The following is a 13,788-nucleotide window of genomic DNA, read 5'->3' on the forward strand; positions in this document are numbered from 1 at the left end:
GAGCACTGCCATGAACCGCACAGCGCAGTTTCGCAGTTTTGCCGAGTTCTATCCTTACTACCTGGGGGAGCACAGCAACCCCACCTGCCGCCGGCTGCACTTTGTCGGCACTAGCCTGGTGATTGCCCTGCTGGCCTATACCATCGGCAGTGGCAAATGGTGGCTACTGCTGACCTTGCCCGTGTTCGGCTACGGCTTCGCCTGGGTCGGGCATTTCTTTTTTGAAAAGAACCGGCCAGCGACCTTTACCCATCCGCTGTATAGCCTGATCGGGGATTTCGTGATGTTCCGCGATATCCTGCTGGGCAAGATCAGCCTGTAGATTGTGGGGCTGCGAAGCAGCCCCATGACCCTCAAGCTTTACGCCAGCTCACGCACCGCCGCTGCTGCCTGCGCTTCACGCGCCTGCGCCTCCGCCAGCCGGTACAGCTCAATCGTGCCATCCCAGTGCTCGATCAGCGCCGTGCATGACTCCACCCAATCCCCGCAGTTAAGGTACTCCACCTCCCCCACCTTGCGGATCTCGGCATGGTGGATGTGCCCACAGACCACCCCATGAAAGCCGCGGCGGGTGCATTCGTGGCCAATCGCATCCTCGAAGTCGCTGATGAAGTTCACCGCCCCCTTGACCTTGTGCTTGAGGTAGGCCGAAAGCGACCAGTAGCCATAGCCGTAGCGGGCACGCCAGTGGTTCAGCCAACGGTTGAGCACCAGGGTGAACTCATAGGCACGGTCCCCCAGGAACGCCAGCCAGCGGTGGTACCGGGTAATCACGTCGAACTGGTCGCCATGGATCACCAGCAGGCGGCGACCATCGGCGGTCAGGTGCTCGGCCTCGTCCACCAACTGGATGTTGCCCAGGATCAGTTTGGAGTAGCGCCGCAGGAATTCGTCATGGTTGCCGGTGACATAGATCACCTCGGTGCCGCGTTTGCTCATGGTCAGCAGGCGGCGGATCACGTTGGTGTGGGCCTGCGGCCAGTAGATCCCGCCGCGCAGCTTCCAGCCATCGATGATGTCGCCCACCAGATACACGCGGTCGGCCTGGTAGCCCTTGAGGAACTGCGACAGGTGTTCGGCCTGGCAGTCACGGGTGCCCAGGTGCACATCGGAGATCCACAGGGTACGCACGCGCTGTTTGCGCGAGGGACGGGACAGTTCGGCATGGGTCATGGGCAGGCTCCGGCGCAGTTTGCTGGAGACTGGCAGGCGCGGATGACAGTGCGGTGGCAAAACAGTTACGAGTGATGGGCTGCCTGGATTGAGGCACAATACCTGCCTGCCTCGCGAGGACCCTCCCATGACCACTGGCCCGATCCTCTCGCTGCGCCATTACCGCGACAGCCTGATCGCCCACAGCCACGAACACCCGCAACTGGTGTTCGGCCTGCGCGGCCGCCTGGAGTTCGAGGTACAGGGGCATGGCGCCGGGGTCGATCGGCAAGGGTTGATCGTGGTGCCGGCCGGTGCTCACCACACCTGCGCCAGCGATGGCGGCAGCGATTGCCTGGTGCTCGATGTACCTGGGGAACACTGGTTGCGCGAGCAGTTGGGCGAACATGCCGATGCCAGCCGCCGCCTGCTTGACCACCCCGCCGCCCTGGGCCTGGATGACCGCCAGCAGCAGCTGGTGGACTGGCTGGCGGCCAGCCCCATTAACGACCCGCTGATTGCCAGGCAAGGCGCGGCGCTGCTGCTCGCCAGCCTGAACCCCACGGCAGCTGCCAGCGTCCGCGCCAGCCAGCGCCTGCCCTATGCCGCGTTCGATGCGCATATCGAGCAACATGCCGCCTACCCGCTGCAGGTCGCCGACCTGGCGCGCATTGCCGGGCTGTCCAGTGCCCGGTTGCATGCGCGCTTTACCGCAGAATGCGGGATGACGCCGATGGACTACATTCGCCAGCGGCGCTTGCTCAAGGCGCGCCGGCTGGTGGTGCAGACCCTGCTGCCGATGGGTGAGATTGCGGCGCAAGTGGGGTACAGCTCGCAGAGTGCGTTTTCGGCGGCGATGTTGCGGGCGTTTGGCTGTACGCCTTTGGCTTTGCGGCGAGAGCCTGGCGACAATTGACAGCAGACTGGCGACAGAACTTGTTTGCCTGAGCCTTTACACTTTGCCTGCGCTGGCCTCTTCGCGGGTAAACCCGCTCCCACAGGGTTTTCGCTGACCTGAAGGTTGTGCAATACCCGCGAAGAGGCCGGTACAGCCAGTAGAGATCTTGAGCAAGGACCCTCCATGAACCACCGCTCCGCCCTCGGCGCCCTGCACATTGGCGCACTGTTCTTCGGCCTGACCGGCGTCTTCGGCAAGCTGGCCGCCAGTGCCAGCCCGGCGATCATCGTGTTCGGCCGCGCCGCCTTCGCGGTCATCGCCCTGGCCCTGTTCGCCAGCCTGGCCGGCCCGGGCTGGCAACGCCTGAGCGGCCAGGACGTGCGCCGCCTGCTGCTCGGCGGGGTGCTGCTGGCCGGCCACTGGGTCAGTTTCTTCATCGCCGTCAAAGTCGGCGGCGTAGCCATCGCCACCCTCGGCTTCGCCAGCTTCCCGGCCTTTACCGTAATTCTTGAAGGCCTGCTGTTCCGCGAACGCATCCGCCGCAACGAGGCCGTACTGGTGCTGTTGGTCAGCGTCGGCCTGGTGCTGGTCACACCGGCATTCGACCTGGCCAGCGAAGCTACCGGCGGCCTGCTCTGGGCACTGCTCTCGGGGCTGCTGTTCTCGCTGCTGTCACTCACCAACCGTGCCGGCTCCGGCCGCCTGCCGGCGGTACAGGCGGCGCTGTGGCAGAACCTGGTGGTCGGCCTGTGCCTGCTGCCGTTCGCAGCCCCTGGCCTGGCCGGCGTCGCGACCATGGACTGGCTGTGGATCGCCCTGCTCGGCATCTTCTGCACCGGTGTGGCGCACAGCCTGTTCGTCGCCAGCCTGGCAGTGATCAAGGCGCGCACTGCCGCCGTGGTGTTCGCCATGGAGCCGGTCTACGGCATTGCCGTGGCCTGGGCGGTGTTCGCCGAAACCCCGACCCTGCGCATGCTGCTGGGTGGCGCGCTGATCATCTTCGCCATCGTGCTGTCCAGTCGCCTGGCCGCTGAGCAACCGCCCAAGCAGCGGCCACTGGCCGAGGGCGCCTGATTCAGCGGTCGTTGTGGCCAAGGTCACGCTGTGGGTCGATCTGGTCGCGCACCCGCTGCTTCAGCACCTTGGCCTCGGGGAAGCCACCGTCGGCCTTGCGCTCCCAGATCTGCACACCATTGCAGGTGATGCGGAAGATGCCACCGGTGCCAGGCTCCAGCGCTACCCGGCCAAGGTCGTCGGCGAAGGTGCTGAGCAGTTCCTGGGCCAGCCAGGCAGCACGCAGCAGCCACTGGCACTGCGTGCAATAAGTGATGACGATTTCCGGTTTGCTGTCGGCCATGGTGAAGCATCTCCAGGTTAGGGGCCGCTTATACTAGCGGTCTTTAGCCCACGGTTTGAGACTCACGATGCACCGTTTGCTGTTCTGTTTTCTGCTTGCCCTCACCTCCCTCACGGCAATCGCCGCCGAGCCGGCCAGGCCCAAGGTCGGCCTGGTGCTGTCTGGCGGCGCGGCCCGTGGCCTGGCCCACATCGGTGTGCTCAAGGCGCTGGAGGAACAGGGTGTGCGCATCGACGCCATCGCCGGCACCAGCATGGGCGCGGTAGTCGGCGGGCTTTATGCCTCGGGCTACAGTGTCGAAGAGCTGGAAAAGCTCGCCACCACCCTCGACTGGCAACAGGCGCTGTCCGATGCTCCGCCACGCAAGGACGTGCCATTTCGGCGCAAGCAGGATGACCGTGACTTCCTGGTCAAGCAGAAGCTCAGCTTTCGCGACGACGGCAGCCTGGGCCTGCCGCTGGGGGTGATCCAGGGCCAGAACCTGGCGCTGCTGCTGGAAAGCAAGCTGGCGCACACCGCCGACACCCGTGACTTCGACAAGCTGCCCATCCCCTTCCGCGCCGTGGCCACCGACATCGCCAGTGGCGAAAAGGTTGTGTTCCGTCGCGGCCACCTGCCCCAGGTAATCCGCGCCAGCATGTCGATCCCCGCGGTGTTCGCCCCGGTCGAGCTGGATGGCCGCCTGCTGGTGGACGGCGGTATGGTCGACAACATCCCGGTGGACGTGGCCCGCGAAATGGGTGTGGACCTGGCCATCGTGGTCGACATCGGCACCCCGCTGCGTGACCGCAAGCAACTGGCCACGGTGGTCGACGTACTCAACCAGTCGATCACCCTGATGACCCGGCGCAACTCGGAAGAACAACTGGCCAGCCTGCACAGTGACGACATCCTCATCCAACCGCCACTGAATACCTTCGGCGTGACTGATTTTGGCCGTGCCCGGGAAATGATCGACGCCGGCTACCATGCTACCCGCCTGCTCGACTCGCGCCTTGCTGGCCTGCGCCAGCCCGAAGGCGACAGCAGCCTGGCCGTGGCCCGTTCGCCGCGCCAGCGCACGCCGACAATCACTGCAATCAGGATCGAGAACGACTCCAAGGTCAGCGACGATGTCATCCGCTCGTACATCCGCCAGCCGATCGATGCCCCGCTGGAGCTGGACCGCCTGCAGACCGACATGGGCACGCTGTACGGCCTGGACTACTTCGACCGGGTGCAGTACCGCGTGGTGCACAAGGGCGACGACAACACCCTGGTGATCAACGCCCGCGGCCGACGCGGCGGCACCGACTACCTGCGCCTGGGCCTGAACCTATCGGACGACCTGCGCGGCGACAGCGCTTTCAACCTGGGTGCCAGCTACCGGGTCAATGGCATCAACAGCCTGGGTGCAGAGTGGCTGACCCGTGGCCAGATCGGCGACCAGCAGGAGCTGTACAGCGAGTTCTATCAGCCACTGGACGTGGGTTCGCGCTACTTCATCGCGCCGTACCTGGACTTCAGCTCGCAGAACATCGAGGCCACCCTGGACAACGACCCCGTAGCCGAGTACCGCCTGGAACGCTACGGTTTTGGCCTGAACGTGGGCCGGCAGATCGGCACCAACGGCGAAGTGCGCCTGGGCGTGGGCAAGGCCTGGGGTGAGGCCGAGGTGCGCATTGGCGACCAGGACCTGCCCAGCGTCAGTTTCAACGAAGGCTTCTACGAGCTGAAGTATTCGTTCGACACCCTCGACAACGTGTACTTCCCACACCGTGGCGAGGACATCGGCCTGACCTTGCGCAAGTACGACAAGTCACTGGATTCCGACCAGGACTACCGGCAGTGGATGTTCAACCTGGACAAGGCCCTTAGCAGCGGACCGAACACCTTCGTGCTGGGCGGGCGCTACGGGCGCACGCTGGACGACACCGAAGTGGTGACGTCAAGTTTCGTGCTGGGTGGGGCGCGTGAGCTGTCAGGCTTCCGCCAGGACTCGGTGTCGGGGCAGAACGTGAGCCTGATGCGCGTGGTCTACTATCGCCGGCTGACGCCGCGGGCCTATGTCCCGCTGGACTTCCCGCTGTACATCGGCGGCTCGCTGGAGCGTGGGCGGGCGTGGAACAACGACAACGAGTTTGACAGTGGCTACATCAATGCTGCAAGCATCTTCCTCGGGCTGGAGACGCCGTTAGGGCCGTTGAACCTGAGTTATGGCGCCAACAGTGCGCATGAGCAGGCGGTGTACCTGAACCTGGGGCATACCTTCTAGATTGCCGGGGCGCCGGACCGGTCGGATGGGCCGCAAAGCGGCCCCAATGGTCCTCAGGATTTCTCGAGGTTGGCCAGGATCTTGGCATGCACCCGCATGCACACCTGCAGGTCGGCCTCATCCACCCCGGTAAACAGCTCGATCCGCAGTTGGTTGGCGATGGTTTCGATCTGCTCGATCAGCGGCTTGGCCGGCGGGCACAGCACAATCTTCTTCGCCCGCCGGTCTTCCAGAACCGCCTGCCGCCGTACCAGGCCTTGCGCCTCCAGGCTGTCGAGCAAACGCGCCAGGGTCGGGCCTTCGACGCCCACACTCTGGGCCAGCTCACGCTGGGTGGGGGCTTCTTCAAAACGGGCCAGGTGCAGCAACACCAGCCAGCGCGCCTGGGACAGGTTGAGCCCGGCCAGGCGGCGGTCCAGTTCGGCACGCCAACCCCGGGACATCTGGGCCAGCTGCATGCCGAAACGGTGTTGGTTGTCGGTCAGGGGCATAAGCAACTCATTGAATAGATCTAATTATTAGGCAGCTAACCATGCCCGGCCCCACGAGGCAAGGCTCGGGCACCGTCGAACGTTCGATAATCGTCAAAAAGCATGACAAGGGTCAGCAGATGGCGGTTCTGCCCTCGGTCCCGCCGCTGATTACAACTCGAACTCGGCCGCCAACGCCGCCCGCACGCAATACAGCACACCCTCCGGCACCCGCGCCCCGAACAGCGGCGCAATGGCCGACACCGGGGGCAGCTCGCCCTCGCCATCGAGGAAGGCGTCCTGCACTTCCATCAGCAGGTCTTCCGGCAGGTCCAGGGCCTGGTCCAGGCTCAACTCCTGGCGGCCCAGTGCCTCGGCCAACAGGCTGTAGACGTTCTTCTCGCTGCAGTTGAGCTGCCCGGCGATCTGCGCCGGGGTCATGCCGGCGCGGGCCAGGCTGACCAGCTCGTGGCGCAGGTCCAGCACCACTTTCGGCGCCTCGTCGGTGCCGCCACTGTTGTTGAGCACTTCGAGGAATGCCTGGCCATAGCGCTCCAGCTTGCGCGCGCCCACGCCGCTGACCTGGGCCATGTCGCTGAGGCTGACCGGCTGGCTGCGCAGCATTTCCAGCAGGGTCGAATCGGGGAAGATGACGTAGGGCGGCACGCTGTGCTCCTCGGCCAGCTTGCGCCGCAGGGTGCGCAGCGCTTCCCACAGTTCGCGCTCTTCGGCACGCACCAGCTGGCTGGCCGGGCTGCCACCACTGGACGACGAGGTCTTGGCGGTAGTCTGCGGCTTGAGATCGCGGCGCAGCTGCAGGGCCACCTCGCCACGCAGCAGCGGCCGGCAGCTGTCGGACAGGCGCAGGCCGCCGTAGCCTTCCAGGTCAATGTCCACCAGGCCGCGCGCCACCAGCTGGCGGAACAGCGAACGCCACTCGACCTCGGCCAGGCCTTTGCCAACGCCAAATACCGAAAGCTTCTCGTGGCCGAAATTGCGCACCTTCTCGGTGTCCTTGCCCAGCAGCACGTCGACCAGGTGACCGACGCCATAGCGCTGGCCAGTGCGGAACACCGCCGACAGCGCCTGGCGAGCCGGCTCGGTGGCGTCCCAGGTCTGGATCTTGTCGACACAGTTATCGCAGTGCCCACAGGGCTGCTCGAGGGTTTCGTCGAAATAGGCCAGCAACGACTGGCGGCGGCAGCGGGTTTCTTCGCACAAGGCCAGCATGGCGTCGAGCTTGTGCTGCTCGATGCGCTTGTGGCGCTCGTCCCCTTCAGAGTTCTGCAGCATCTGCTTGAGCATCACCATGTCCTGCAGGCCGTAGGCCATCCAGGCATCGGACGGCAAGCCATCACGGCCGGCACGGCCGGTTTCCTGGTAATAGGCCTCAAGCGACTTGGGCAGGTCGAGGTGGGCAACGAAGCGCACGTTGGGCTTGTCGATGCCCATGCCGAAGGCAATGGTGGCGACCATGATCAGCCCTTCCTCATTGAGGAAACGGTGCTGGTTGGCCGCACGGGTCTCGGCGGCCAGGCCGGCATGGTACGGCAGCGCCGGGAAGCCCTGCTCGCAGAGGAAGGCGGCGGTTTCGTCGACCTTCTTGCGCGACAGGCAGTAGACGATGCCGGCGTTGCCGCGGCGCTCGCCAAGGAAGGCCATCAGCTGCTTGCGCGGCGCCTCCTTGGGCACGATGCGGTAGAAGATGTTGGGCCGGTCGAAGCTCGACAGGAAGCGCTCGGCACCTTGCAGGTGAAGGCGCTGGACGATCTCTTCGCGGGTGCGCATGTCGGCGGTGGCGGTCAGGGCGATGCGCGGCACATGCGGGAACAACTCGGCCAGCTGCCCCAGCTGCAGGTATTCGGGGCGGAAGTCATGGCCCCATTGCGACACGCAGTGGGCCTCGTCGATGGCGAATAGCGAGATGTCCAGGTCGCGCAGGAAGTCGAGCATGCGCGGTTGCACCAGACGCTCTGGCGCCAGGTACAGCATCTTCACTTCGCCACGGCGCAGGCGCCCGGCCAGGTCACGCTGCTGCTCCGCCGTCAGCGTGGAGTTCAGCGCGGCGGCCGGCACGCCCAGTTCGTCGAGCGTGGCAACCTGGTCGTCCATCAGCGCAATCAGTGGCGAGACCACCACCGTCAGCCCCGGGCGCAGCAGCCCCGGCACCTGGAAACACAACGACTTGCCGCCACCGGTTGGCATCAGCACCAGGGCATCGCCGCCATTGGCCACGCATTCGATGATCGCTGCCTGGCGCCCTCGGAAACTGTCGTAACCGAAGATGTCCTTGAGAACGCGCTGAGCCTGTTCGAGCATGTGCAACTCCACAAATCGCCGTACCATCCTGGATACAGGCTGGACGAAAAACCCGCCCCGCACACGCCGAATGCGTAAGCGGTTTTTGCCAGGCAGCTGGCAAAGCCTGCCCCTGGATGAAAAATCGCGGAGTATACCGCAGCCCCGCCCCGCGCAGGGCACCACGGCGATAGACGTTCCCTTTCCCCCGCTGCCGCTGCAAGGTGCTAGAATTCGTTATCGTTTATTCCCCAAGGTAGCCCTGTAATGTCCTTCGCCGAGCAACTGACCCGCCTGCAAGCCTTCCTCGACGCCGACGAGCTGCACGAAGAAGCGCTGGACTATGTCGCCGCCCACGGCTACCTCACTGCCCTCTCCATCAACGCCGAGGACGTGCCTGAGCGCGAGTGGATCGACGCCCTGTTTGCCGAAGAGCCGCACTACGCCAGCGAAGCCCAGCGCACTGAAATCGAGGCCACCCTGGTGGCGCTCAAGGCGCACATCGCCCGCCAGCTGGCCAGTGACGACGAATTCGAACTGCCGTGCGACCTCGACCTGACCGACGAGCCGGACGACTCCGACCTGCGCGGCTGGTGCATCGGCTTCATGGAAGGCGTGTTCCTGCGTGAAGAGGCCTGGTTCGAGAACGCCGAGGAAGAAGTCAGCGAGATGCTGCTGCCGATCATGGTCGGCTCGGGCCTGTTTGACGAACAACCAGAGTTCGCCGACATCGCCAGCAACGCCAACCTGCAGGACGACATGATCGTGCAGATCCCCGAAGCGCTGACCGCGCTGTTCCTGCTGCTGCACGCCCCTGACGAGAAACCGGCGCTGCTCAAGCCACGCCACCACTGATTCGCCTGTGCGCTACCTGCTGCTGGCCACCGGCTGGCTCAGCGTCGCGTTAGGGGTGTTGGGGATATTCCTGCCGGTATTGCCCACCACCCCGTTCCTGCTATTGGCGGCGGCCTGCTTTGCCCGCAGCTCGCCGCGCTTTCACCACTGGCTGGTCCATCACCCCAAACTCGGGCCATGGATACGCGACTACCTCAGTGGTGAGGGCATCCCCCTCAAGGGCAAGGTCTATGCCATCGGCCTGATGTGGGCCAGCATTAGTCTGTCGTGCTACCTGGTCCCACTGTTCTGGGCACGCACCTTCATGTTGACCAGTGCCGTGCTGGTGAGCCTGTACATCCTCAAACAGAAAACCCTGCAAAAGCCAAAGTGACAATATATTGTCGCCAAATATCAATTTCGCCTAAGTGCGATTTTATTTATCTGAATTCGTTCTGAAACTGCGCGCAAGCCTTGTGTCCATTGGCTTTCATGGCCATTGCCGCACACATTTCCGGTGATTTAACCCAACCACATTAGACAATATCAGTCTTATATGGCAATTTGATATGAATAAATCTTCTTATCTATCGCATTGAATGTACTTAGCTGTGTTGTTAAAAACCTGCAACACTATACGCGATAATTTTTATCGTCATTTTTTTGGCGAAAAGCAGGATAAATTCCAGGATCAGGGAGATGTACCATGCGCGTTTTGAACCCCATCACCAGTGCATTACTGTTGGCCCTGGCGAGTGCCAACGTTCAGGCGATGTCGATCACCGAGGCCGTCCAGAACGCCGTGGACTACCACCCGCAAGTCAGCTCCAACCGCAACAGCAAGCTGTCGGCTGATGAAGATGTGAAATTTGCGCGTGGTGGCTACTACCCTTCCGTGGACCTGGTTGCTGGCTATGGCCGCCAGCGTTCGGACAACACCACCACTCGCGCCGAGGGTAACCACAGCAAGGAAACCCTCAACTACACCCAGTCCGAACTGCGCCTGCGGCAGATGATCTTCGACGGCTTCAACACTTCGAACGAAGTGGGCCGCACCGAAGCGGTTTCCACCTCCCGCGCCTACTACACCCAGGCCGTTGCCCAGGATGTCGCCCTGCGTGCGGTCGAGGTATACCTGGAAGTGCTCAAGCGCCGTGAACTGGTAACCCTGGCCAAGAACAACCTGCAAGCTCACCTGCGGGTCAACGACCAGATCGGCCTGCGCAACGAGCGCGGCGTCGGCAGCACCGCTGACCTTGACCAGTCCCGCGCACGTCGCGCCTTGGCGGAAAACAACCTGGACACCGCCGAAGTCGACCTGGCCGATGCCGAGGCCAACTTCTTCAGCGTCATCGGCCGCATGCCGGACGAACTGGAAAGCCCGCAATCGATCAAGGGCGAAGTGCCCGGCACCCTCGACGAAGCCCGCGACGGCATGCGCCAGAACAACCCGTACATCAAGTCGGCCCAGGCTGACGTGAACGCTGCCGAGCAGCAATACGAAGTTGGCAAGTCGACCTTCTACCCGCGCTTCGACGCCATCCTGGCCACCGGTGCCAACAACAACACCGGCGGCGAGAAAGGTCACAACAACAACGACTGGCAAGCCGGCGTTGAGATGAACTACAACCTGTTCCGCGGCGGCAGTGACAAGGCCCGCCTGCAGTCCGACGCACACAAGATCAACCAGGCCCTGGACATCCGCAACAACGCCCTGCGCGAGCTGACCGAGAACCTGAGCCTGGCGTGGAACGCCATGAACAACGCCAGCAAGCAGCTGCCAACCGCGCGTGAATACGCCGAAACCACCAAGCGTGTGCGTGCGGCCTACCAGGACCAGTTCGGCCTGGGCCAGCGTACCCTGCTGGACGTGCTCGACAGTGAGAACGAGCTGTACAACGCCGACCGCCGCTACACCGAAGTGCGTTACACCGAGGAGTTCTCACGCTACCGCGTGCTGGCGACCATGGGTGAGCTGCTGAGCAAGCAACGTATTTCGCTGCCGCCGGAAGCGCTGGCGACTACCGAGGTACGCACCGAAGCGCATTTGCCTGATATGCGTTGATCGGCTTTGGATTGCCGGGGCCGCTTTGCGGCCCTATCGCGACACAAGGCCGCTCCCACAGGAAACCGCAATCCCTTGTGGGAGCAACTGTCTTGCTCAAAATTTGAAAAGCCTGCGCGATCCCTGTGGGAGCGGCCTTGTGTCGCGATGGGCTGCGCAGCAGCCCCCTGCCCTTACTCGGTGCCATGGTTACGCTGGAACGTCTCCTCGCCCATGGCCCTGATCTGCCCCTCGATCAACGCTTCGAACGGCGTCAGCAGCGCATCGAAACAGGCCGGTTGCTCCAGCGCATTCAGCGCCCCCACCACCGCCTCGATGGTCGACAACGCCCCCGCCTCCGGTGCTTTGCGCAAGCGATAGCGTGAAGCTGCCACTTGACCCAGCGTCACCCGTGGCAATGCCTCCAGCATCGGGTTCAGGTACAGCAACTTGCGCGCCTTGCGCCAGGTGCCGTCGGGCACTATCAGCAGCAAGGGCTTGTCGTCGGCCTCACCATAGGCCGTCAGCACCTGAGCATCATCACCCGGGAACAGCAGTACCGGGCGGTAGCCAGGCATGGCCAGCAAGTGCTCCAGGTCAGTGAACACCTCACCTATCCGCAGCTCTGCATTATTCAGCCCAAGGGCAGCCAGGCGCGCGGTATTGAGCGCGTGGGCGGTTTCACTGGGGTGCTGCAGCAAGATCACACGGGTGCGGCTGTCGAGCGCGGGGATCAGTGGGCAGAGGCAATGATCGAGCGGGCGCTGGCAGCGCTCGCAACGGGGTCTGGGCATGGGGGTCTCCTTGGCGGGACAATTTTGCCACAGATCATGGGCCCGCTCTGCGGGCCTTGTGTCGCGATCGGGCCGCGAGGCGGCCCCCTGCGATTTCAGCGATTGAACCGCTCCGCCAGGCTATGCAGGTACTCCGCCATGCGCTCCAGGTCCTGGCTGATTTCCGCCCCTTGCCGCGCCTGCCCGGCACTCTGGTCGCACAGCTGGGCAATCCTCACGATCTGCTGGTTGATGTCTTCGGCCACATGGCTCTGCTGCTCCGACGCCGTCGCCATCTGCTGGCTCATGCCGGTAATGCGGCTGACCGCCTGGGCAATCCCGGTCAACGCCGCTTGCACCGCCTCGACACTGTGCACGCTGTCCCGCGAGATCTGCTCGCCACGGTTGGCGGTGCTCACCGCTCGCTCTGCCCCGGCGCGCAATGAGGCGATGATCTGGTGAATCTCTTCGGTCGAGGCTCGGGTACGCCGGGCCAGGGAACGCACTTCATCCGCCACCACCGCAAACCCGCGCCCCTGCTCACCGGCGCGCGCCGCCTCAATCGCAGCGTTGAGCGCCAGCAGGTTGGTTTGCTCGGCAATCGAGGTAATCACATCGACCACGCTACCAATCGACTGGGTCTGCTCGGCCAGGGCATTCACCGCCTGGCCGATGTCACTCACCGCATCGCTCATGCTGCCCATGGCTTTCAGGCTCTGCAGCGCCAGTTCACTGCCCTGCTGCGCCAACTGGTCAGCATCACCCGCGGCATGCGCCGTACTCTGCACGTTATGGGTGACCTGCTGGATCGTCGCCGCCATCTGCGCAATGGCCGCGGCCGACTGGTCGGTCTCGCTGCGCTGGCGGTCTAGCATCTGCGCCTGGGCATCGGACAAGTCGGACGACTGTGCCGCCCGCGACTTCACCCCAACCCCGGCATCCACCAGCCGGGTCAGGGCCGTTTGCAGGCGCGCTTCTTCACTGATGATCGACAGGTCGAGCTGGCCTTGCAGGCCAGGGTTGTCACTATAGGTCAGCGCCACCAGCGGGCTGGTGAAAGCCTTGGGGTGCTCGGCCAACGTGCGCCGAATGGCCCGGCTCTGCCGGTGCTCGACCAGGTACCAGGCCAGCAGCTGGCTGGCCATCAGCACCCCGAGCGCCGCGTAAGGCGGCAGCCACAGGTAGCCCGCCGCCGACAGCAGCCCCGCACCGATCAGCGGCCAGCCGTGCCCCAGGCCATGCCCCAGGCGTGCCGCCCACGGCACCGGGGTGCGGCCATCGCGCAAGCGCGCGTACAACGCCTCGGCACGGCGGATCTGCTCGCGCGTGGGCACCGAGCGCACCGACTCGTAGCCGCTGATGCGGCCTTGCTCGTAGATCGCCGTGACATAGGCACTGACCCAGTAATAATCGCCGTTCTTCGCCCGGTTCTTGACCACGCCCATCCACGGTTTGCCCTGCTTGATGGTTTCCCACATATGGCCGAACACTGCTGGCGGCATGTCCGGGTGGCGCACCAGGTTGTGGGGCTGGCCGACCAGCTCATCGTAGGTAAACCCGCTGATCGCCACGAAGGCGTCGTTGCAGTAGGTGATGCGGCTGTTGATATCGGTGGTGGAGATCAGGCGTTGATCGCGGGAGAAAGTTCTTTCGTGCTCAGTGACGGGCAAATTCATGCGCATCTTGGGCGATCCTTGCAGGATGAAAT

The 13,788-nt window shown here is 64.0% G+C and carries 13 protein-coding genes; 7 read left to right on the top strand and 6 right to left on the bottom strand.

Going from position 1 to position 13,788, the window contains the following annotated elements; genetic code table 11:
* The first annotated feature begins 10 nt into the window (after positions 1-10).
* On the top strand, positions 11-322 hold the full coding sequence (locus ABE456_RS15735; protein WP_346644739.1) for a DUF962 domain-containing protein: 312 nt from the start codon (positions 11-13) through the stop codon (positions 320-322).
* A gap of 38 nt (positions 323-360) precedes the next feature.
* Here the strand turns inward: ABE456_RS15735 and ABE456_RS15740 are convergent, their stop codons facing one another.
* On the bottom strand, positions 361-1,173 hold the full coding sequence (locus tag ABE456_RS15740; protein ID WP_346644740.1) for a UDP-2,3-diacylglucosamine diphosphatase: 813 nt from the start codon (positions 1,171-1,173) through the stop codon (positions 361-363).
* Positions 1,174-1,300: 127 nt separating this feature from the next.
* Here ABE456_RS15740 and ABE456_RS15745 point away from each other — a divergent pair, with 127 nt between their 5' ends.
* Both ABE456_RS15745 and ABE456_RS15750 read left to right on the top strand, forming a co-directional pair.
* Positions 1,301-2,068, top strand: a complete 768-nt coding sequence (locus ABE456_RS15745) for an AraC family transcriptional regulator (RefSeq protein WP_346644741.1) — start codon at positions 1,301-1,303, stop codon at positions 2,066-2,068.
* A gap of 165 nt (positions 2,069-2,233) precedes the next feature.
* A complete protein-coding gene (locus tag ABE456_RS15750; RefSeq protein ID WP_346644742.1) occupies positions 2,234-3,124 on the top strand; it encodes a DMT family transporter in 891 nt (296 codons plus the stop codon).
* A 1-nt stretch (position 3,125) separates the two neighbouring features.
* Here the strand turns inward: ABE456_RS15750 and ABE456_RS15755 are convergent, their stop codons facing one another.
* Positions 3,126-3,407, bottom strand: coding sequence for a SelT/SelW/SelH family protein (locus tag ABE456_RS15755; protein ID WP_003259082.1), 282 nt, complete (start codon positions 3,405-3,407; stop codon positions 3,126-3,128).
* Positions 3,408-3,474: 67 nt separating this feature from the next.
* Between ABE456_RS15755 and ABE456_RS15760 the strand changes: the two genes are divergently transcribed.
* Positions 3,475-5,661, top strand: coding sequence for a patatin-like phospholipase family protein (locus ABE456_RS15760; protein WP_346644743.1), 2,187 nt, complete (start codon positions 3,475-3,477; stop codon positions 5,659-5,661).
* A gap of 53 nt (positions 5,662-5,714) precedes the next feature.
* On the opposite strand, the gene ABE456_RS15765 is transcribed toward ABE456_RS15760, so the two are convergent.
* Together ABE456_RS15765 and recQ are read right to left on the bottom strand one after the other, a co-directional pair.
* Positions 5,715-6,152, bottom strand: a complete 438-nt coding sequence (locus tag ABE456_RS15765; RefSeq protein WP_201206157.1) for a MarR family transcriptional regulator — start codon at positions 6,150-6,152, stop codon at positions 5,715-5,717.
* A 150-nt stretch (positions 6,153-6,302) separates the two neighbouring features.
* The gene (gene recQ, locus ABE456_RS15770; RefSeq protein ID WP_346644744.1) at positions 6,303-8,450 is read right to left on the bottom strand and encodes a DNA helicase RecQ; all 2,148 of its coding nucleotides are present in this window, start codon (positions 8,448-8,450) and stop codon (positions 6,303-6,305) included.
* Between the two features lie 246 nt (positions 8,451-8,696).
* On the opposite strand from recQ, the gene ABE456_RS15775 reads away from it, so the two are divergent.
* From ABE456_RS15775 to ABE456_RS15785, 3 genes are all read left to right on the top strand, one after another.
* Positions 8,697-9,284, top strand: a complete 588-nt coding sequence (locus ABE456_RS15775; RefSeq protein WP_346644745.1) for a YecA family protein — start codon at positions 8,697-8,699, stop codon at positions 9,282-9,284.
* 7 nt (positions 9,285-9,291) lie between these two features.
* Positions 9,292-9,657, top strand: coding sequence for a YbaN family protein (locus ABE456_RS15780; RefSeq protein WP_346644746.1), 366 nt, complete (start codon positions 9,292-9,294; stop codon positions 9,655-9,657).
* 312 nt (positions 9,658-9,969) lie between these two features.
* Positions 9,970-11,328, top strand: coding sequence for a TolC family outer membrane protein (locus tag ABE456_RS15785; RefSeq protein WP_346644747.1), 1,359 nt, complete (start codon positions 9,970-9,972; stop codon positions 11,326-11,328).
* A gap of 173 nt (positions 11,329-11,501) precedes the next feature.
* Here the strand turns inward: ABE456_RS15785 and ABE456_RS15790 are convergent, their stop codons facing one another.
* Positions 11,502-12,101 (bottom strand): DTW domain-containing protein, encoded by a 600-nt coding sequence (locus tag ABE456_RS15790; protein WP_346644748.1) that lies wholly within the window; start codon positions 12,099-12,101, stop codon positions 11,502-11,504.
* Between the two features lie 95 nt (positions 12,102-12,196).
* On the bottom strand, positions 12,197-13,762 hold the full coding sequence (locus ABE456_RS15795; RefSeq protein WP_346644749.1) for a PAS domain-containing methyl-accepting chemotaxis protein: 1,566 nt from the start codon (positions 13,760-13,762) through the stop codon (positions 12,197-12,199).
* Between the last annotated feature and the right edge of the window lie 26 nt (positions 13,763-13,788).

This window comes from Pseudomonas sp. TWI929 (assembly GCF_039673335.1).
Lineage (GTDB): Bacteria > Pseudomonadota > Gammaproteobacteria > Pseudomonadales > Pseudomonadaceae > Aquipseudomonas.

What these genes read in the sequence shown, in the direction of transcription:
- ABE456_RS15735 (WP_346644739.1), top strand. Translation starts at nt 11, where the DNA reads ATGAACCGCACAGCGCAGTTTCGCAGTTTTGCCGAGTTCTATCCTTAC.
- ABE456_RS15740 (WP_346644740.1), bottom strand. Translation starts at nt 1,173, where the DNA reads ATGACCCATGCCGAACTGTCCCGTCCCTCGCGCAAACAGCGCGTGCGT.
- ABE456_RS15745 (WP_346644741.1), top strand. Translation starts at nt 1,301, where the DNA reads ATGACCACTGGCCCGATCCTCTCGCTGCGCCATTACCGCGACAGCCTG.
- ABE456_RS15750 (WP_346644742.1), top strand. Translation starts at nt 2,234, where the DNA reads ATGAACCACCGCTCCGCCCTCGGCGCCCTGCACATTGGCGCACTGTTC.
- ABE456_RS15755 (WP_003259082.1), bottom strand. Translation starts at nt 3,407, where the DNA reads ATGGCCGACAGCAAACCGGAAATCGTCATCACTTATTGCACGCAGTGC.
- ABE456_RS15760 (WP_346644743.1), top strand. Translation starts at nt 3,475, where the DNA reads ATGCACCGTTTGCTGTTCTGTTTTCTGCTTGCCCTCACCTCCCTCACG.
- ABE456_RS15765 (WP_201206157.1), bottom strand. Translation starts at nt 6,152, where the DNA reads ATGCCCCTGACCGACAACCAACACCGTTTCGGCATGCAGCTGGCCCAG.
- recQ (WP_346644744.1), bottom strand. Translation starts at nt 8,450, where the DNA reads ATGCTCGAACAGGCTCAGCGCGTTCTCAAGGACATCTTCGGTTACGAC.
- ABE456_RS15775 (WP_346644745.1), top strand. Translation starts at nt 8,697, where the DNA reads ATGTCCTTCGCCGAGCAACTGACCCGCCTGCAAGCCTTCCTCGACGCC.
- ABE456_RS15785 (WP_346644747.1), top strand. Translation starts at nt 9,970, where the DNA reads ATGCGCGTTTTGAACCCCATCACCAGTGCATTACTGTTGGCCCTGGCG.
- ABE456_RS15790 (WP_346644748.1), bottom strand. Translation starts at nt 12,101, where the DNA reads ATGCCCAGACCCCGTTGCGAGCGCTGCCAGCGCCCGCTCGATCATTGC.
- ABE456_RS15795 (WP_346644749.1), bottom strand. Translation starts at nt 13,762, where the DNA reads ATGCGCATGAATTTGCCCGTCACTGAGCACGAAAGAACTTTCTCCCGC.